This is a genomic window from Mesorhizobium sp. P3_A2 (genome assembly GCF_056403115.1).
Genome location: NZ_JBFUGC010000009.1, coordinates 133,698 through 152,920, shown reverse-complemented (window position 1 = coordinate 152,920; position 19,223 = coordinate 133,698). Strand labels below are relative to the sequence as shown.

16 protein-coding genes are annotated in these 19,223 nt (G+C 62.9%); 9 read left to right on the top strand and 7 right to left on the bottom strand.

Annotation, left to right across the window (positions count from 1 at the left end):
- The first annotated feature begins 24 nt into the window (after positions 1 to 24).
- Entirely contained in the window at positions 25 to 2,112 is a 2,088-nt protein-coding gene (locus AC1DXM_RS21310; RefSeq protein ID WP_477235882.1) for a hybrid sensor histidine kinase/response regulator, read from the top strand.
- Between the two features lie 200 nt (positions 2,113 to 2,312).
- Here the strand turns inward: AC1DXM_RS21310 and AC1DXM_RS21305 are convergent, their stop codons facing one another.
- The gene (locus tag AC1DXM_RS21305) at positions 2,313 to 2,693 is read right to left on the bottom strand and encodes a hypothetical protein (protein ID WP_477235880.1); all 381 of its coding nucleotides are present in this window, start codon (positions 2,691 to 2,693) and stop codon (positions 2,313 to 2,315) included.
- Between the two features lie 515 nt (positions 2,694 to 3,208).
- On the opposite strand from AC1DXM_RS21305, the gene AC1DXM_RS21300 reads away from it, so the two are divergent.
- Positions 3,209 to 4,411 carry an aromatic ring-hydroxylating oxygenase subunit alpha gene (locus AC1DXM_RS21300; RefSeq protein WP_477235878.1) on the top strand — a complete coding sequence of 401 codons (1,203 nt, stop codon included), beginning with the start codon at positions 3,209 to 3,211 and terminating at the stop codon, positions 4,409 to 4,411.
- 56 nt (positions 4,412 to 4,467) lie between these two features.
- Here the strand turns inward: AC1DXM_RS21300 and AC1DXM_RS21295 are convergent, their stop codons facing one another.
- Positions 4,468 to 5,880: an aminotransferase gene (locus AC1DXM_RS21295; RefSeq protein ID WP_477235876.1), complete on the bottom strand. Its 1,413-nt coding sequence runs from the start codon at positions 5,878 to 5,880 to the stop codon at positions 4,468 to 4,470.
- A gap of 290 nt (positions 5,881 to 6,170) precedes the next feature.
- Between AC1DXM_RS21295 and AC1DXM_RS21290 the strand changes: the two genes are divergently transcribed.
- From AC1DXM_RS21290 to AC1DXM_RS21280, 3 genes are read left to right on the top strand one after another with little or no spacing between them, the layout of a single operon-like run.
- A complete protein-coding gene (locus tag AC1DXM_RS21290) occupies positions 6,171 to 7,088 on the top strand; it encodes an ABC transporter permease (protein ID WP_477235874.1) in 918 nt (305 codons plus the stop codon).
- On the top strand, positions 7,085 to 7,909 hold the full coding sequence (locus tag AC1DXM_RS21285; RefSeq protein WP_477235872.1) for an ABC transporter permease: 825 nt from the start codon (positions 7,085 to 7,087) through the stop codon (positions 7,907 to 7,909). Before AC1DXM_RS21290 ends, AC1DXM_RS21285 begins: the two co-directional genes overlap by 4 nt.
- Positions 7,910 to 7,946: 37 nt before the next feature.
- Positions 7,947 to 9,020 carry an ABC transporter ATP-binding protein gene (locus AC1DXM_RS21280; RefSeq protein ID WP_477236140.1) on the top strand — a complete coding sequence of 358 codons (1,074 nt, stop codon included), beginning with the start codon at positions 7,947 to 7,949 and terminating at the stop codon, positions 9,018 to 9,020.
- Here the strand turns inward: AC1DXM_RS21280 and AC1DXM_RS21275 are convergent.
- The 5 genes from AC1DXM_RS21275 to AC1DXM_RS21255 all read right to left on the bottom strand — a co-directional run bounded on the left by AC1DXM_RS21275 (position 8,984) and on the right by AC1DXM_RS21255 (position 14,330).
- Positions 8,984 to 10,294, bottom strand: coding sequence for a flavin monoamine oxidase family protein (locus AC1DXM_RS21275; RefSeq protein ID WP_477235870.1), 1,311 nt, complete (start codon positions 10,292 to 10,294; stop codon positions 8,984 to 8,986). The two genes, AC1DXM_RS21280 and AC1DXM_RS21275, sit on opposite strands and share 37 nt — an antisense overlap.
- Complete coding sequence (locus tag AC1DXM_RS21270) at positions 10,291 to 11,367, bottom strand: extracellular solute-binding protein (protein WP_477235868.1); 1,077 nt, start codon at positions 11,365 to 11,367, stop codon at positions 10,291 to 10,293. The genes AC1DXM_RS21275 and AC1DXM_RS21270 overlap by 4 nt, the downstream gene beginning before the upstream one ends.
- 330 nt (positions 11,368 to 11,697) lie before the next feature.
- Positions 11,698 to 12,780 (bottom strand): ABC transporter substrate-binding protein, encoded by a 1,083-nt coding sequence (locus AC1DXM_RS21265; protein ID WP_477235866.1) that lies wholly within the window; start codon positions 12,778 to 12,780, stop codon positions 11,698 to 11,700.
- Between the two features lie 56 nt (positions 12,781 to 12,836).
- Positions 12,837 to 13,502 carry a transcriptional regulator BetI gene (betI, locus tag AC1DXM_RS21260; protein ID WP_477235864.1) on the bottom strand — a complete coding sequence of 222 codons (666 nt, stop codon included), beginning with the start codon at positions 13,500 to 13,502 and terminating at the stop codon, positions 12,837 to 12,839.
- A 27-nt stretch (positions 13,503 to 13,529) separates the two neighbouring features.
- Complete coding sequence (locus AC1DXM_RS21255; RefSeq protein WP_477235862.1) at positions 13,530 to 14,330, bottom strand: class I SAM-dependent methyltransferase; 801 nt, start codon at positions 14,328 to 14,330, stop codon at positions 13,530 to 13,532.
- 195 nt (positions 14,331 to 14,525) lie between these two features.
- Between AC1DXM_RS21255 and AC1DXM_RS21250 the strand changes: the two genes are divergently transcribed.
- The 4 genes from AC1DXM_RS21250 to AC1DXM_RS21235 are packed head-to-tail and all read left to right on the top strand — an operon-like array spanning position 14,526 to position 19,214.
- Positions 14,526 to 16,145, top strand: coding sequence for a phytoene desaturase family protein (locus AC1DXM_RS21250; protein ID WP_477235860.1), 1,620 nt, complete (start codon positions 14,526 to 14,528; stop codon positions 16,143 to 16,145).
- The gene (locus tag AC1DXM_RS21245) at positions 16,132 to 17,697 is read left to right on the top strand and encodes a phytoene desaturase family protein (RefSeq protein ID WP_477235858.1); all 1,566 of its coding nucleotides are present in this window, start codon (positions 16,132 to 16,134) and stop codon (positions 17,695 to 17,697) included. Before AC1DXM_RS21250 ends, AC1DXM_RS21245 begins: the two co-directional genes overlap by 14 nt.
- Before the next feature lie 3 nt (positions 17,698 to 17,700).
- Positions 17,701 to 18,960 carry an aminomethyl transferase family protein gene (locus AC1DXM_RS21240; RefSeq protein ID WP_477235856.1) on the top strand — a complete coding sequence of 420 codons (1,260 nt, stop codon included), beginning with the start codon at positions 17,701 to 17,703 and terminating at the stop codon, positions 18,958 to 18,960.
- Positions 18,961 to 18,962: 2 nt separating this feature from the next.
- Entirely contained in the window at positions 18,963 to 19,214 is a 252-nt protein-coding gene (locus AC1DXM_RS21235; RefSeq protein ID WP_477235854.1) for a hypothetical protein, read from the top strand.
- The last annotated feature ends 9 nt before the right edge of the window (positions 19,215 to 19,223 follow it).

Here is a 19,223-nt window from a genome sequence, read left to right as displayed (position 1 = left end):
CACGGCCCTGTATAGATGGCTGACATGACCGCTGACCCAGCACGCATGGACCTGAAGGGCGTTCGCCAGGGCGCCGCAATGGCGGCCGTGCGTGTCGTGCGCCGGCTGCGCGAAGCCGGCGACTGGCAGCGCGAGATGCACACCATTCTGGAGACGCTGTGCGTCGCCATGCACTGCCAGCGCGGCATTCTGTTCAGGCTGCGCGAATTGCCCGGCCAGGGTTTTGCCCAGTCGGTCGCCGCCTACTGGATCGACCCGCGCTTCGGCGGCGAGTTGGCCTCGCCGACAGTGATCATGCAATCGATCGTCGACAACGACCCGCTGCTGGAGCGGGTTGCGGAGGACGAACGGCAAGGCAAGATCTTCGCCGGCCACACGCGCAACCTCGACGGTTTTCTCAGGACCGATTTCGAAAAGCAGCACATCAAATCGTTCCTGTCGGTGTCGGTGTTCGCCCACGGCCATCTGTGGGGGACGCTTGCGGTCAATGACTGCGTCAATGAGCGTGAGTGGACCGATGAGGAAGAGGCGGCGCTGCACATCATCGCGCTGGCCATCGGTGACGCCATCGAGCGGTCGCCGTCGGATGCCCATGCCAGCGAAGTCATTCGCCGCACCATGCTGCAGGCCTCGCTCGACGCCATCATCGTCATCGACGAGACCGGCTCGATCATCGAATTCAATCCGGCCGCTGAAAAGATGTTCGGCTTCCAGCGCAGCGACATTCTCGGCAAGGACCTGCTCGATACGGTGGTGCCGGAATATTATCGCAAGGGCTATGTCTCGGGGGCCGAGTACATGTCTGGCCGCGGCGCGCCGATGGTCGGACAGCGCCTGGAGACGGTGACCCAGAATGCCGCCGGCGAGGTTTTTCCAATCGAATTGACCGCGACCGAGATGCGGGTTGCCGACCGCCGCCTCATCTTCGGCTCGATCCGCGACCTGCGTGACAAACTGCGCGCCGAGGAAGAGATCAACCGCCAACGCGAGAAACTGCACCAGAACGAGAAGATGGCGGCGATGGGTTCGCTGCTGGCCGGCGTTTCGCACGAGCTCAACAACCCGCTCGCCGTGGTCGTCGCTCAGTCGACGCTGCTGCACGAATTCGCCACCGACCCGCAGACCAAGGTACGCGCCGAAAAAGTGCGCGCCGCCGCCGAGCGCTGCGGCCGCATCGTCAAGAGCTTCCTGTCGATGGTGCGCCTGCATCCGGCGGCCCAGGCCGAGACCGATCTCAACCAGGTGATCCGCGCCGCACTCGAAGTGACAGCCTATGGCGCGCGCTCGAGCGGCATCATCATCGACACCGATTTTGCGCCGGGGCCGCTGCTGGCGATGGCCGATGCCGACCATGTGACGCAGGTGGCCGCCAATTTCCTGATCAACTCCCAGCACGCTCTGGCCGGCATTGGTGGCGACCGCCTGATCAAGGTGCGGACATTCCGCAGCGACCGCGGCAATCCCGGCTTTTCGGTCGAGGACAATGGACCGGGCATTCCGGAGGCGATCCGCGGCCGCATCTTCGAATCCTATTTCACCACGAAGCCGGTTGGCGTCGGCACCGGCATCGGCCTGTCGATCTCGAAGTCAATCATCGAGCGGCACAATGGCAATGTCTGGTTCGAGGAGGTGCTGCCGCGCGGCGCGCGCTTTGTCGTCCAGCTGCCGGCGATCAGCAGCGGTGCGGCCACGGTCGGCGACAGCCCGGCCCGTTCCAGCGGCTTGCGCCATGCGCTGATCATCGACGACGAACCCGACGTCGCCGGCTCGCTCTCCGACATTCTGGAATTGATGGGCATCAAGTCGCGCATCGTGCCGGCCTGGACGTCCGCGGCCGCAACCCTGATCGGCCACATGCCACCCGACATCGTCTTTTCCGACCTGCGCATGCCCGGCATCAGCGGCATCTCCATCTACCGCGAGCTGTTGGCCGAGCAATCGGCGCTCGCCAAACGCTTCGTTCTGGTCACCGGCGACCTGATCGGCGCCAAGGCCGAGATCGAAGCCTTGCCGGCGCAGCAGCGGCCGCAGATCCTGGAAAAGCCGTTCTCGACGCTCGACGTCCGTGGCGTCCTCTCCGCCATCGCCGACCAGGTCGCCGCCGCCGGCTGATTTTTCTTTCCGGGGCCACCCCAGAGCCAGTCGAGATTCAGGTCAGCCGAGTCGAGAACGGCGGCTTCCGAGAACCGGAGCTGAGCGCCATCCGCAGGCCGGGCTCACCTGAATATCGCCTGACCCGGAAAAAAAAGAGGCTCCCGACCGGCAGGGTGGCGGGAGCCAAGAAAGAGCGCGGGAGGAAGCGCTCGGGAGGTTCAAAAAACGTTGGGTGTCGTGGTCAGCGGCGCGGCGTTGGCGATCATGCGGATAGCACGTGCCTTGTGCACGCCGGACTGGGCGGCGATGACGCGCAGGCACTCCGCGCTCTCGGCGCCCCAGGCCTGGCCCTTGCAGGCAAAATCGATTTCCGGCACCGGCAGCCGGGCGGTCTTGATGGTGGTCGGCGCGCCATCGACGACATTGGCCGGCGGGTTGAGCGAAGCGAAGGCCGGACCGGAAGTCGGCGTCAGGAACAGGACGGCAAGCGCGCAGGCGCCCAGCATCGAGAACATCACGACCGGATGGTCGCTGGCGCGCTGGCGCAGTGCCAGTTTGGCGCGCCGTTCATTCCTGGCGATCTTGGCTTTCGTATACATATTGCTCCCCTTCGATTTCTTATGAAACGAATTTAAACGCGCCTGGTAACGGGCGAATGATGCGCTTGGCTTGCCCGCGTAACAGGTTTGAAACAAGAAATTCGGGCATATCCGGGCAAATCCGGTCATGTGCCGACGGCAGGGTTCGTTTGCGGTGCTGTTTCATGCGCACAATCAAAACGTTGACGACAGGCGGGCCGTGAACGCAGCAAAGCCTACTGCTGGCCAGTCAAACTATGAACAAGCTCACACTGCGGACTGAATTTGCGACGGCAGGCATTTTTTCATCTCCGGACAGGGCCGCTTTTTCGGTCCGGCGCGTCCAAATCCGTATACGAGACGGCCATTTCACGACCTGGGCTAACGCCCGGATTTTCCGGGATTTTCTTCGATAGAGCCGGCTCCGAGCTGGCTCGACTACACCATTGAGAAACCTCCTGATTTCCACAAACCATTGCATTTCAATGCAAAATGTGATTTTATTGAATGAGTATTCAACAAAAAAAGAGCTTTCTATGAACCCGCACCTCCGTGACGTGGCGATCCCCAATGATTGGGACCGGCGGGGCCTGCCAGGCTGGGCTTATCACTCCGACGCGCTTCTCGAACTCGAGAAGGAATACGTCTTCCGCAACCATTGGCAGATCGCCGGCCATGTCTCCGATGTGCCGAATGCCGGCGACTATCTGACCATGGACGTGGTCGGCGAGCGGGCGCTGATCGTGCGCGGCAAGGACGGCGTCGTGCGCGCCTTCAACAATATGTGCCGGCATCGCGGAAGCCGCGTCGTCGCCGACAGCCAGGGCACCTGCAAGAACGCGCTGGTCTGCCCGTTCCATGGCTGGGTCTACAACCTCGACGGCACGCTGCGCGGCGCCGCCCGCCCGCGCTCCTTCCCCGAACTCGACAAGACCGAATTCGGCCTGATGCCGCTCGACCTCGAAATCTGGATGGGCTTCATCTTCATCCGCTTTCGCAAAGGCGGACCTCAAGCCTCGGTGGCCGAACTGCTGAAGCCGATCGAAGCCGAGATGGCTCACTACAATGTGGCCGAGATGGTGCCGTCCTGGGGTATCTGGACGCAGAAGTCGCCGGTTAACTGGAAGTCGGTGCGCGACGTCGACAACGAAGGCTACCACGTCGCCATGGCGCATCCGGCGCTGCAGGATCTCTACGGCGCGACCTATTTCGACGAGCCGTTCATCAACGGCGTGTCGCGCTCCTTCGCTACCTACAATCCGCATGCGGGACGGCGCTGGAGCGTGCGCGAATACATCAAGCTCACGCCCGATGCGTCGCATCTGCCGGAGCATCTGCGCAGGGCCTGGATCTATTACGGCATCTTCCCCAACAACGCGCTGTCGATCATGCCGGAATCGGTGCAGTTCTATCAGGAGTTCCCGCTGTCGACCGGGCAGACGCTGCTGCGCGGCGCTATCTATCGCTACCCCGACGAGACGCGCGAACAGGCCGCGGCCCGCTACCTCGCCTACCGCATCGACCGCGACACCATGAACGAGGATGTGCAGCTTTCCGTGTGGTCGAACGAGTCCATGATTTCAGACGCCTTCGAGGGTTTTTATCTCTCCGACCTCGAATATGGCGTGCGCACCCACCACGACCATCTGCGCAAGCAGATTCCGATTCTGGGCCTGGAGACGGCACCTGAGGAAAAGGACATGTGGAACCTCAACGAGGCCATGCGGTCGCAGGTGTAGGGTGGGGAGTCGGTGAGAGCGCCCCTCTCCCCGTAGAACGGGGCGAGGAACGCTACTCACCCCTGCCAAACGCCCTCTTTCCTCAGATCATCCATGGTCCGCGAAATGCCTTCGCGCAGGATCGCCACCATGTCGTCGATCTGCGCGCGCGTAATGATCAGCGGCGGCGACATCACGCACATGTTGATCAGCGGCCGCACCAAGAGGCCAAGCTCGTGGCAATGGGCGTCGATGCGTTTGCCGACATCCTTGTCGAGCTGCAGCGGGTCCTTGCTTTCGCGGTCGGCGACGCATTCGACGCAGCCCATCAGCCCCATGCCGCGGACTTCGCCGACCAGCGGCAGTTCCTCAAGCGTCTTCAGCTGCGCCTGGAAATAGGGCGCGACCTCGCGCGTATGGGCAAGCACGCTGTCTTCGAGGATGTCCAGGTTCTTCAGCGCCACCGCACAACCGATCGGATGGCTGGTATAGGTCAGGCCGTGGCCGAACAGCGCGTCGGGATGGTTGGAGCGGCGCATGTCCTGGAGCAGCCGCTCCGAGATGATGACGCCGCCGAGCGGGAAATAGCCTGAGGTGACGCCCTTGGCGAAGGTGATCATGTCGGGGTCGATGCCGAACACGTCGCCGGAGGCAAAGACATGGCCGAGCCGGCCGAAGCCGGTCACCACCTCGTCGGAGACATAGAGGATGTCATTGTCCCTGCAGATCTCGCGGATGCGCTTGAGATAGCCGTCCGGCGGCACGACGACGCCGCCCGAGGCCTGCACGGGCTCGCCGACGAAAGCCCCGATCTTCTCAGCGCCGACACGGGCGACCGTGTCGCGGAACTGATCGACCAGGAAATCGGTGAAGACGGCGATATCAGTGCCTTTCGGCCGCCGGAACGGGTCGGGCGAGGACAGTTTGACCACCAGATCGTCGGCGCCGTCCATCCAGTCGCGGTCGCGCGGCCGGCCGTTGAGCGAGGCCGACAGATAGGTCGAGCCGTGATAGGCGGCGCCGCGGCTGAGGATCAGCTTCTTTTCCGGGCGTCCACGCACATTGTTGTAGAACTGCATGAAACGCAGCGCCGTCTCGACAGCCGACGAACCGCCGGTGGTGAAGAAGGTATGGCTGAGATCGCCCGGTGCATGATCGGCAATGCGCTTGGCGAGTTCGGCCGAGGGAGCATTCATCGTGTACCAGGGCGTGTTGTAGGATAGCATCATCGCCTGGTCGTACATCACCCGGGCCAGTTCCTCGCGGCGATGGCCGATATTGATGCACCACATGCCGGCGGGACCGTCGATCAGCCGCTTGCCTGTCACATCGGTGATGTAGATGCCGTCGCCTTCGCCGATCAGCGCACGTGCTTCATTGCCGACCGAGCCGGCATAAGGCCAGGGCTGGACAAGATGGCGCTTGGCAAGCTCGACCGCGTCGCCGTCGCCAGCCATCTCCATCGCTCTTAGGTCTCTTGCAGCCGCCATCATTGCCTCGCAGGTCTGGAGCGTCATTTTCGCCGGACACGAAACGAAGCGCGAAGCGTTGAAAAGCGGGCTTTCTTCACTTCGTTTTGAATGTCCGTTCAATCAATATTGCAGAAATAGCGCTTGATTTCAATCCACGGATGCGCTCATGATGAAAGAAAGCCGGCAAGCTTGGAGCGCGGCCAGAAATCGCGCTTCGCAAAAGATTGGGAACAGGCAGCCGGCCCGGTCAATGGGAGCATCATGGCGGGACACGAGCCAGCAACCGAGATCACGCCCGGAGCGCTGCAATGACAGCTGCTGCCGAAGGGTCGCCCGTGTTCGGCATGACGCGGGCCAGGCGAAACGCCCTTCTGCAGTCCGAATCCGTTCAGGGCTTTGCCCTGATCAGCCCGACCTTCGTCTACGCTTTGATCCTGCTTGTGCTGCCGATCCTGGTGGTGCTCGCCCATTCGTTCTGGACGCAGCACTACCTCGACATCGACCACACTTTTACACTGGAAAACTACCGCGTCGCGCTGACCGAGCCGATCTACCGCGATCTCCTCTGGCGCTCGCTCTACATCTCGCTGACGGTAAGCTTCTTTACCGTTATCCTGGCCTATCCGATTGCCTATTTCATCTCGTTCCACGGCGGCCGCCACAAGAGCCTGTGGCTGTTCCTGATCACCATCCCGTTCTGGACCAGCTATCTCCTGCGCGTGATGTCGTGGAAGGTGATCCTCGGCTATAATGGCGTGCTCAATTCCGGCCTGATGGGCCTCGGCATCATCGACGAGCCATCGACAGCACTGCTCTACAATTCCAGCGCCGTCATCATCACGCTGACCCATGCCTGGGCGGCCTTCGCCATCCTGCCGATCTTCGTCTCGCTGGAAAAGGTCGACCGCACGCTGGTCGAAGCGGCCACCGATCTAGGCGACGGCCCGCTGCGCTCCTTCCTGCGGGTGACGCTGCCGCTGTCGGCGCCTGGCGTCATTTCGGCGGCGCTCATCGTCATGATCCCGACGGTCGGCGATTACGTCACCCCGAAGCTGGTCGGCGGCAAGGACGGCGTGATGATCGCCAATGCCATCCAGGCGCAGTTCGGCAAGGCCGCCAACTGGCCGCTCGGCGCGGCACTTTCGGTCACCACCATGCTGGTGGTGTCGCTGATGGCGGGCGCCACGGTGCTCATCATCCGCGCCATTCAGAGGCTGGCGCGATGACGGCGATGCGGCGCTTCCTTGCCGACGGCTGGCTGTCCGCCTACGCCTTCCTCTACATCGTCTTTCTCTATCTGCCCGTGATCTTCCTGCCGATCTTCTCGATCAACACCGCGCCGACGCCGAAGTTTCCTCTCACCGGCTATACGCTGAAATGGTACGAAGACCTGCCCAAGACGCCGGCACTGCTTGATGCCGCCTGGAACAGCCTAATCGTCGGTGTCTCGGCATCGGTGCTGGCGACGCTCCTCGGTATCCTCGCCGCCCGTTCCATCACCCGCTACCGCTATCCCGGCCGCCGCACCATCAACGGCCTGATCATGGCGCCGCTGGTGCTGCCGGAAATCATCCTCGCCATCTCCATGCTGCTGGTCATGCTGCAACTGGGCCTCAGCCTGTCGCTGTTCACCGTCGTGCTCGGCCATGTCCTGATCTGCATTCCCTATTCGATGACGGTGCTGACCGCAGGCTTTGAGGGCTTCGACCGCAGCCTGGAAGAAGCCTCCGCCGATCTCGGCGAAAGCGCCTTCGGCACCTTCCGTCGGGTGACGCTGCCGATGGTGGCACCGGCGATCATTTCCAGCCTGCTCGTCTGCTTCACCATCTCGCTCGACGAGTTCGTCATTGCCTTCTTCCTGACCGGAACCGAGACGACGCTGCCGATCTATATCTGGGGCCAGCTGCGCTTCGCAGCCAAGCTGCCGGGTGTGCTGGCGCTGGGCACGCTGCTGTTGGTTGCCTCCTTTGTCTTGATGACCGTTGCCGAAGTCCTGCGCCGCCGTGCAGCCAGGCGTACGCAGAGCGAGGGAGGCCTCTATGCCTGAGTCAAACCAGGCCGAACGGCCCCAAACCGACCGAGCGATGATCGAGATCCGCAGCGTCACCCGCAGCTACGGCGCCTTCAAGGCGCTCGACGACGCGACACTGACCATCCGGGAAGGCGAGTTCTTTTCGCTGCTCGGCCCCTCCGGCTGCGGCAAGACAACGCTGCTGCGCATGATTGCCGGCTTCGACAGCCCGACCAGCGGTTCGATCTCGGTCGGCGGCCAGTCGATGGAAGGCATTCCGGCCAACCGCCGGCCAACCAACATGGTCTTCCAGAGCTACGCCATCTTCCCGCATCTCAATGTCGAGCAGAATGTCGCCTATGGGCTGAAGCGGCTGAAGCTGGGCGCACCGGAAGAAAAGCGCCGCGTCGAGGAAGCGCTGGCGCAGGTGTCGCTGACCGGCCTCGGTAAGCGCCTCGCCACCGAGCTTTCGGGCGGTCAGCGCCAGCGCGTTGCACTCGCCCGCGCCCTGGTGATGCGGCCCAAGGTGCTGCTGCTCGACGAGCCACTGTCGGCACTGGACAAGAAACTGCGCGAGCAGATGCAGGTCGAGTTGCGCCGGCTGCAGCAGGCGGTCGGCATCACCTTCGTGCTGGTCACCCACGACCAGTATGAGGCGCTGGCCATGTCCGACCGCATCGCGGTGATGTTCGGCGGCAAGATCGCCCAGGTCGCCTCGCCCAAGGAAATCTACCAGCGGCCGGTCAACCGCCAGGTCGCCGACTTCCTCGGCGGCATGAATTTCGTCAAGGCTGAGATCATCGAGGAGAATGCCGCCTCGCTGGTCGTCGACACGCTGGGCTTCGGCCGCGTCCGAACCGACAAGCCGAAGGCCTTTGTGCGCAATGGCGGCGGCGCCACGCTCGGCATCCGACCGGAGCGCCTCCGCGTGCTGTGGGACAATGCGACGGCAAAGTTCGAGGTCGCCGGCAAGGTGGTCGAACGCCACTATTTCGGCGAGATCACCCATCTGATCGTCGAGATACCGGGATTGGAAAAGCCGCTGTCGGTGACCGAGACCAATGATTTCGGCGCCGACGATATCCCTGTCGGCACCTCCATCCGCCTTGCCTACGATCCCGAGGCCCTGGTGGCTATGGCTGACTGAAGCTCGGCTACGATCTCTTTGGCGGCGATGCGCCCCATCACGATCGCACCCTCGACATAGCCCGGAAATGAGGGCGACAGTTCCGATGATGCGAAATGGACAGGAGCTGCGCCGGCACGGATCGTGTGTTCGGCATCCCGTGCCGTCACATCGACAATGAGGTCGCTGTAGGCGCCGCCGCTCCAGCGGTCTTGGATCCAGTCGCGCTGGCTGAAATCGATAATGTCGGCCGCGTCCGGACCAAGGGCGCCCACCAGCCTCGCCGTTACTTCCGCGCGCAACGCAGCATCGTCGAACGGGCGCCAGCGCAGGGCCAGCGGTCCGCCGACGAACACAACCAGCGCCGCATGGTCCACATCCTTGCTGGCGTCACAGGCAAACAGGCCCGGCAAATCGCGCCACATCACCATGCCGCACAGGTCGCGCTCGCGCCAGAACGGCGTGGCATAGCGCACCAGGATCTTGATGACCGCGCCGCTTTCCCAGACGCCAAGCGCATTCTCGAGGACCGCCGGCAAGGCCGGCGCGAAATCGAGCTTTGCGGCCGTCACCGGCGGCAGTGCGACCAGCACTTTTCGCGCTTCGATCGCGCCGTTTGCCGAGACGACACGAACCCCGTGCGGCCCGTGCTCGACGCGCGTCACGGGTTCGCTGAGCCTGACCCGGTCACCGAGATCGCCTGCAACATCCTCGGCCAGCGACTGCATGGTCTCGCGCAGCGAATATTGCAATTCCGGCACCTCGTTGGTGATGCGCCGGTCATTGTCGATCAGGTGCCACAGCGGCACCTTGTCCATCGCCAGGCACCACAGGCCTTCGATCATCGACCGGAAAGCCGTCTTGGCGTCAGTGGGATCAGGCTGATGTTCGAGCCAGGTGGCAACACTCATGCCGGCGATCGCAGGGTCGTCCGGCTCGATCGCATTCATCCGCTCGCGGATCGCCATCGCGCCGTAATAGGTGCGTTCGGCCTGTTCGACCGACAGTGACGGATGGGTGATCAAATCGCCATCCACATAGGTCTCGACGAAGGCCTTGCCGCGGGCCGCCGCCAGCGCCGTCACCTCCGGCATGTCTTCGCAGAAAAACTGACCGCCGCTGTCGATCCGTTCGCCAAGCCCGTTGCGAACCGCTTCGACCCTGCCGCCGACACGGTCGCGCGCTTCGAGCAGCACGAAATCGATGTCAGCCTTCTTCAGCACAAGCGCGGCCGACAGCCCGGTGAAACCGGCGCCGACGATGACGACGTCGGTTCTTTCGGTCTTGTCGCTCAATAGCCCGCCTTGATCTTCTCGAATTCGGTGACCATGCGCTGCTTGAGCTCTGGCGGCACCGGCTGTTGGAACAGCGTCTTGTCGAGGAACTTGTCGAGATTGTCGAAGCCGCGGTCGGTCAGCACCTGGTGGTCGATCGCCGCCATGCCGGCGCTGTTGCCGTGACCGTAACCGAAAGTCTTCACCAGATAGTCGGACACGGCATGCGCGTTGACCGCGCTCAGGAAATCATAGGCCTGGTCAAGCTTGCCCGGCGCGTCCTTCATCAGCACATAGCCGCACACCCAGGTCGAAATGCCTTCCTTGGTGTCGCGGTTCATGGCGATCGGCATGCCCTGACCCTTGAGCGTCACGAAGGTTTCGTTCCAGCCCCAGACGAGGTCGACCTCATTGCCGGTAAAGGCCTGGTTGAGATCGGTGTCGTCGGTCCAGTAGAAGCGGACATTCTTGTGCACGTCGCGCAGGAAGGCGGACGCCTCCTGGAACTGCGCGTCGGTCATCTTGGTCCAGTCCTTGAGGCCGACGACCAGGCTTGCCAGCGCATAGGCATCGTCGACATTGTCGCCGATGGTGACGCGGCCCTTGAATTTCGGGTCGGCGAAAATCCTCAGCGACTGCGCCTCTTGCGCTGTCACCTTGTCGGTGCGGTACAGCAGCGAGGTGTTGCCCCAGTCGAACGGCATGAACCAGGCCTTGCCGTCGGCGGCAACGGCGAGATCCTTCATCGCCATGATGCCGGGATTGAGGTCCTTCCAGCCGGCGATCCTGGAGGTGTCGAGCGGCTGTAGAATGCCGGCCGCGCGCCATTTGGCCACGCTTTGCGAGCAGGGGTGGGCGATGTCGGCTTTGAAGCCGGCCCGCATCTTCTCGAAGGCTTCGTCCTCGTCGCCGAAGAAAGCGAAAGTCGGCTCGGCGCCATATTTGGCGGTGTAGTCGGGATGCAGCAGCGGATCCTCATAGCCCGACCAGTCGAACACGACGAGGTCGCCATCACCCTCGGCATAAGCCAGCACGGCGCCGGCGCCCAATGTTAGGGCAGCGGCAAGGGCAAGGCTGCGAAGCATGGAATTCATGATGTGAAACTCCCCCGTCGCAAGGATCTCAGGCGAGGTTAGGAGAATTCCCCGGTTTTGGCGAGCCTGCAAAAGCCGGCGCCGCCCCTCATTGTCCTGCCGGACATTTCTCCCCGTATAGCGACGGGGAGAAAGGGCTGACCGCATCCTCGGCACTATTTCTTGCAACGCTGGAGATTGGCGAAATCATCGATGACAGCATCCCTCTCCCCGTCACTATACGGGGAGAGGATGCCGGCAGGCAGGTGAGGGGCAGCACAAACGCTCGGAAAAGAAACCGAGCATTCAATATCTGGCCTAACGCACCTGCATCAAACGCACCAGCCCAGCTCAATAGCCCGCTTTAATCTTCTCGAATTCGGCAATCATCTTGAGCTTGAGGTCGGACGGCAGAGGCGACTGGAACAGCGTCTTGTCGACGAATTTCTGCACGTCGTCATAGCCCTTTTCCTTCAGGATCGCCTGGTCGACACCGGCCATCCCCTTGGCGTTGGCCTGTCCATAGCCCCAGTCCTTGACCAGTACCTTGGCCGTCTCCGGATCGTTGACGGCGTTCAGATAGTCATAAGCCTTGTCGATATTGCCGGGCGCGTCCTTGAACAGGACATAGCCACAGACCCAGGTCGAAATGCCTTCATCCGTGTCCTTCCTGGACTTGATCGGCACGCCGGCCGCCACGGACTGGACCGTCGCGTCGTTCCACGCCCAAGCGAGATCAACCTCGCCGCCGGAGAGGAGTTGCACGATATCGGTGGTGTCGGCCCAATAGGAGCGGACATTCTTGTGCACCTGGCGCAGGAAGTCGGATGCTTGTTTGAATTGGTCATCCGTCATCTTGGTCCAGTCCTTGAGGCCGATGGCAAGGCTGGCCAGCGCATAGGCGTCGTCGACATTGTCGCCGATCGAGACCCGGCCCTTGAACTTGGGATCGGCGAAGGCCTTTAGCGACTGCACATCCTTCGCGTCGATCTTGTCGGAGTTATAGGTGAGCTGGGTGTTGCCCCAGTCCCAGGGCATGAACCAGGCCTTGCCATCCGGGGTGGTGGCCAGATCCTTCATCGCCATGATGCCGGGATTGAGGTCTTTCCAGCCGGCAATCTTCGACGTGTCGAGCGGCTGCAACAGGCCTGCCTCACGCCACTTCGTCACGCTCTGCGAACAGGGATGGCCGAGATCGGCCTTGAAGCCGGAGCGCACCTTCTCGAAGGCTTCGTCCTCGTCGCCGAAGAAGGCGAAGGTCGGCGAGTCGCCGTTCTTCTCGACATATTTCGGGTGGAAGCTCGGATCCTCATAGCCGGACCAGTCGAATACAATCAGGTCTTTGTCGGCGGCAACAGCGAGCGCTGCAGCCGAAGCCGCCAGCGTTGCCGTCAGCGCCAATGTCAGCGTCAGGCGTCTGGTTAGTCTTTTCATTGCTGTTCCATCCTCTCTTGTCGTTGCGCCCGCCGGCTCGACTGGCCGGCTTCCGGTTATCCGTAGTGCTTGGGAAAGGCCGCCGCGAGGAACGCATTCGCCGCCTGCAGGGCGGTCTCGCGCGTGGTGTCCTCGGTTCCCATCATCAGCCGCAGCCACAAGCCTTCCAGCATGGCCGACAGCGCCAGCGCCATCACCTGCGGCTCATAGCCATAGCCGCCGCTCTCTTTGAGCGTCGCGCAGAGATCGATGAAGACCTGCTGGTAATACGCGTCGCGGGAACTGCTCAGCGCCTGATAAACCGGCCGCGACTTGGCCTCGCCCCAGAAAGCGAGCCAGGCGGCGAGCTTGCGCTTGTTGCAGATCGAGCGGTCGAAGTCGGCGCACACCAGCACCTGCAGTTGGCGGGCCGGATCATCACCGGCTTTCTGCAGGGCAGCACGCCAATGCGCCGAATACTCGTCATACATATACTGCAGCGTGGCGATCAGCAGCTTCTCCTTGCTCTCGAAATGAAAGTTGACGATGCCGCGCGAGAGGCCGGCGCCATCGGCGACATCGGCCATTGTTGTCTCCGCATAGCCGCGCTTGGCCAGCGAATCGATGGTCGCCTCGATCAGTTGCTGCTGCCTGACCTCCTTCGACGCCTTGCGGCCGCGTTTTTCCGGTTCGGTTTTTCCGGACGTGTCGGAGGACCGCTCTTCGCGCGCTGCAGCTTTCATCGGTGCCGTCATGCTCCACATTGCCGGCTATCCCACCATAGCCGGCTTCCACCCGCGAAGATGAGTGGGACGGTGCTCGCCACTGTCAAGCACCTTCTGCATGGCTTCCCAGGTCTTGATGTTCTTGTCGACATAGGCCGCCCCGACGGCCGCCGCCGCTGTCTCGTAGAGCGCGCCTTTCAGCCTCTCCAGCTCGCCGCGCGCGACCTCGCGATACCAGGGATTGCGGTCCTTAACGACCACATCGGCAAAGCCGGCGCGCTGCATCGCCTGCGCATAGCGCGCCGGCGACGCCATGGCGAAGGACAGGTCTTCAGCCGCGACATAGGCCTTCATCTCCGATGACGGCTCTCCGTCATGGCCAATCAACCAATCGGAGGCGGCAAAGACGCCGCCCGGTTTCAGCACGCGAAAAATCTCGGCAAACAGCGCGTCCTTGTCGGGCACATGCAACAGCGCATCCTTGGAGAAGACGACATCGAACGAAGCATCGGCGAAAGGCAGCGGCCCCGGCGGCGCCTGGACAAAACTGGTTCGGTCCGAAAGCCCACGCGCCGCGGCACGCTTCCTGGCCGACTCGATCACCGGCCGTTCGATGTCGAAGCCGGTGGCATGGGCAGCGCCGTGGCGCTCAAGCAGATGCAGCGCGATACCGCCGGAACCGCAGCCGATATCTAGGATGGTCTTGCCCTTCAGCGAGAGCCCTTCGATGACCCGGTCGACCTCATCAGGTCCGCCCGGCGACAGATAACCCTCGCCCCACAGCGCCTCGAGGAAGCGGATGGCGGTGTCGTCATATTCCGGCTCGGCATCTGCCGCTTCGATCATCGAACCTCGGTCCCGTCAGCCGAATTCAACACGTTCGATTGCCGGCAAAGCGTAGCGCATACCAGAGAAAACGCAAGACCATTTGTTGAACATTCATTCAATATGGCTGGACAAAATGGCGGCTGCCATGCCAAATTCCGCGCATTCGGGAACGAGATCGCGCAAAAATGAACGCGGATCGCAAGGGAACACTGAATGAAAGCTTGGGATGCGATCATCATCGGCGGCGGACACAATGGCCTGGTCAACGCCTGCTACCTGCAGCGCGCCGGCCTCGACGTGCTGGTCGTCGAGAAGAACGACTGGGTCGGCGGCGCTGCTACCAGCCGCGAACTGACGCCGGGCTTCGTCTACTCCAACTGCTCCTATGTCTGCTCGCTGTTTCGCCCCGAGATCATGCGCGACCTCGAACTGCCGCGTTTCGGCCTGCAGGTCATCTCCTATGAAGGCGGCGCGGTGTTTACGCGCGACGGCGACTACCTCGCCAACTACCGCGACCACGATGCGCACCGGCGCGAATTCGCCCGCTTCTCCAAGCGCGACGCCGAAGCCTATAACCGCTATTCCCGCGACGTAACGCGGCAGTGCCGCTTCATCCAGCCGCTGCTGATGCGCACCGCGCCCGACCCGACCAGCCTCAAGCCACGCGACCTCGGCGAACTGCTTTATCTCGGCAAGAAATTCGCCGGCCTGTCGGCCGAGGAAATGGCGCTGACACTGCGCTTCTGGACGATGTCGATCTCGGAATTCCTCGACGAATATTTCGAGACCGACGTCATCAAGGCGAACTTCGCTCTGTCCGGCATCATCGGCACCGCGCTCGGGCCGATGTCGCCCGGCACGGCCTATGTGCTGCTGCACCACTATATGGGCGAGGTCGACGGCTCGGTCGGCGCCTGGGGCTATGCGCGCGGCGGCATGGGCGCCGTCACCAAGGCGCTCGCCGCCTCGTTCAAGGCCAGCGGAGGCACCATCCGCACCGGCGCCGAGGTCGACCATGTGCTGGTTGGCAGGGGCAAGGCGAAGGGCGTGGTGCTGGCTGGCGGCGAAGAGATTTACGGCAAGCTCGTCGTCTCCAACGCCGACGTCAAACGCACCTTCCTGAAACTGGTCGAGGAAAAGGAACTGCCCGACATTTTTCTGCGTCGGGTGAAGAACTTCAAGATCCGCGGCTCGTCCGGCAAGGTCAACATTGCGCTGGATTCGCTGCCGGAATTCCCGGCTTTACCGAAGGATTCGCCGGTCTATCGCGGCGACATGCATTTCACCGATTCGATGGAGCGCATGGAGCGCGCCTATGACGACTGGAAGGCCGGGCGCTGGTCGGCCGATCCGTTCCTCGACATGGTCATCCCGACGACGCTCGACCCGACCATGGCGCCACCAGGCAAGCACTTCATGAGCTGCTTCGTGCAATACGCGCCGCCCAAGGTGAACGGCCAAGACTGGACCGACGCCGACCGTGACGGCTTTGCGGAAAGCGTGGTTTCGCAGATCGCCGAATACTCGCCCGGCTTCCGCGATCGCATCGTGCACATGGAGGTGCGCACGCCGCGAGAGATCGAGGCCGAGGTCGGCCTCACCGAAGGCAATATTTTCCAGGGCGAATTGACCTTCGACCAGTTGCTGTTCAACCGCCCGATACCGGGCTACGCACAGTACCGCTCGCCGGTTGGCGGGCTCTATATGTGCGGCTCCTCGACCCATCCCGGCGGCGGCGTCATGGGCGCACCCGGCCGCAATGCGGCAGCTGAAATCCTGCGCGACCTCGCCAAGTCAACTTCGCATATGAGCCCGGCCCATGACGTCATTTGATGCCATCGTCATCGGCGGTGGCCATAATGGCCTTGTCGCTGCCGCCACGCTGGCGAAGGCCGGCCGCAAGGTGCTGGTGCTGGAAGCCGCTGGCGATGTCGGCGGCGCCGCGCGCACCGAAGGCTTCGCGCCGGGCTTTCGCGTCTCCTCGATCGCCCATGTGCTCAACCGCCTGCATCCCGATGTCATCAAGACACTGGAGCTGGAAAAGCACGGGCTGCAAGTCGCGCGCACCGACTTCATGCCATCAGTTGCCTTATCGAAGGATGGCCCGCCGCTGGTCCTGCATGGCGCCTATGGTGAGGTGCTGACAGGCTCCACTCCGTCCGAGCAATCCGCCTGGAAGGAATTGCGCGCGCAGTTGCTCCGCTATGCCGGCATATTGAAACCATTCCTCTCCCGCCGCCCGCCCGATCTCGCCGGCATGTCGCTCAAGGAGACAGCGGCGCTCGGCCAGACCGCTCTGGCGTTGAAAAAACTCGGCAAGGAAGACATGCGCGATTTCCTGCGCGTGCTCCTGATGAACGTCGCCGACCTGCTCGATGAGCAGCTAGCCGATATCAGGCTGAAGGGCCTGCTCGCCTTCGACGCCACGCTGGGCAGCCATCTCGGCCCGCGATCGCCGACCTCGCTGCTCGGCCTCTACTATAGGCTGGCAGGCGAGACCGACGGTGCGGCCGGCGCGCAGATGCTGCCGAAGGGCGGCATGGGCGCGGTCATCACCGCCATCAGGTCTGCGGCGGAGAAAGCCGGCGCCACCATCCGCACGGCAGCGCCGGTGGCCAAGATCATCGTCGAGAAAGGGCGCGCTGTCGGCATCGCGCTGGACAGCGGCGAGATGCTGCACGCCAGAACCATCGTCTCCGCCATCAATCCCGCCACCACCATGCTCGACCTCGTCGGGCCGCGCGATATCGACACCGGCTTTGTGCGCAAGGTGAAGAACATCCGCATGAAGGGCGATGCGGCCAAGCTCCATCTGGCGCTCGACCGGCCGCCGCAATTTTCCGGGGTCGACGCCGCCAGCCACAAAGGCCGCCTGGTCATCGCGCCCTCGCCCGACCATGTCGAACGCGCCTTCAACCCGTCGAAATACGGTGAGTTCTCAGCCGAACCGGTGATGGAAATCACTCTGCCCTCGCTCTCCGACCCGTCGCTCGCACCTGCTGGCGCCTGCGTGCTCTCGGCGGTGGTGCAATACGCGCCCTATGCACTGAAAGAAGGTTGGGACGCCGGCAAACCAAAATTCCTTAGGGCTGTCATGGCGCAACTCGAGCCTTATGCGCCAGGCATCGGCAAATCCGTCCTGCACGCCGAGCTTTTGACACCGGCCGACATCGAGGCGCGCTACCGCATGCCTGGCGGCCACTGGCACCATGGCGAATTGCAGGCTGACCAGATGCTGATGTCGCGGCCGGTCTCCGGCTGGTCGGGCTACGATACGCCGGTCGAAGGGCTGTTCCTCGCCGGGGCCGGCTCGCATCCCGGCGGCGGCGTTTCGGGTGCTCCGGGGTTGAACGGGGCCAGGCGCATTATCGCGATGAAGGGCTAGGTCATGGCGCAAGCAACCAAAAAGAAATCCGGCCCGACAACGACAAGCCAGCTCATCCCGCCCCGCATCGCAGCGCAATCGCATTTCCGCACGCTTCGCCTTGGCACCCCGTTCCAGCCGCGCATCGATGCGCTGGCCAGAACCCAGGATTGGTACAATTGGGCCGGCTACCGCGCTCCGCATTCGCTTTGGGACGAGGAGCTCGAATATTTCGCTATCCGCAGCCAAGCCGCTTTGTTCGACATCTCGCCGATGACGAAATACCGCGTTGAGGGGCCGGATGCCGAAGCCTTTCTTGATCGTGTCACCTTGCGCGATGTGACCAAGCTGAAGCCCGGCCGCGTCCACTACACCGCCTGGTGCGACGACGAAGGTTTTGTGCTCGACGACGGCACTTTGTTCCGCCTGTCGCCGACACGCTTTAGGCTGTGCTCGCAGGAGCGGCATCTGCCTTGGCTGCTCGACAGTGCAATTGGCTTCAACGTCGCGGTCGAGGAAGAGACCGAAAGCGTCGCCGGTCTTGCCTTGCAAGGCCCGACCTCCTTTGCCGTGCTGCGCGATGCCGGCTTTGCCGGTGTCGAGAAACTCAAGATATTCGACCTCGCCGAGTTTCCGCATGATGGCGGCACCGTCACCATTTCCCGCACCGGCTTTACCGGCGATCTCGGCTACGAACTATTCGTACCGGCGGACAAGGCGCTGAGCCTGTGGGACCGGTTGATGGCGGCAGGCGAACTGCGCGGCATCCGCACCATCGGCTACACCGCGCTCAACCGCGCCCGCCTCGAGGCGGGGCTGATTGTCGCCAATGCCGATTTCACCACCGCCGAGCATGCCATCCGCGCCGATCGTCTGCGGATGCCGGACGAGATCGGCCTCGGCTTCATGATCGATTTGGAGAAGGGCCATTTCAACGGCCGCCGCGCCATCCTTGAAGCCCGCGCCAAGCGCAAGCTGCGCCATGTGCTGGTCGGGCTGGAGATCGAGGGCAATATCCCGGCCGAACACGCCATCGTCTACTACAAGAAACGCCAGGAGGTCGGTCTGGTCAGCGCCGCCATGTGGTCGCCGATGGCCAAGCGCAACATCGCCATCGCCTCGCTGGCGCGGCCCTACGGTGATACGATGGTGGAAGACCTCTGGGTCGAGATCTATGCCATGCGCGAGTTGCGATACCAGAAGCTGATGAAGCGGGCCAAGGTGGTGGCGCGGCCGTTCATCAAGCTCGACCGCCGCACCGCCAATCCGCCGGCGGATTTCTGATCATGGCTGACGAACCGGATGATGCGGCGGAAGCCGCCGAACAGTGGCAGCTGGTGAACACGCCGCTGGGCGAAAAATGGTCGGGCCGCACACGCTATGCCGCCGCCATGTACTTCTACAAGCGCGGCGAGATGAGCGCCGAGACGCTCGAGGTCTACCGCATCTGCGCGCGGCTGGATTCGGAGAACCCACTGCCCATCATCCGGGATCGCGGCACCGGCCGGGACTGGCTGAAGCGTGTGGGTTTTGAATAAGCACCGCGC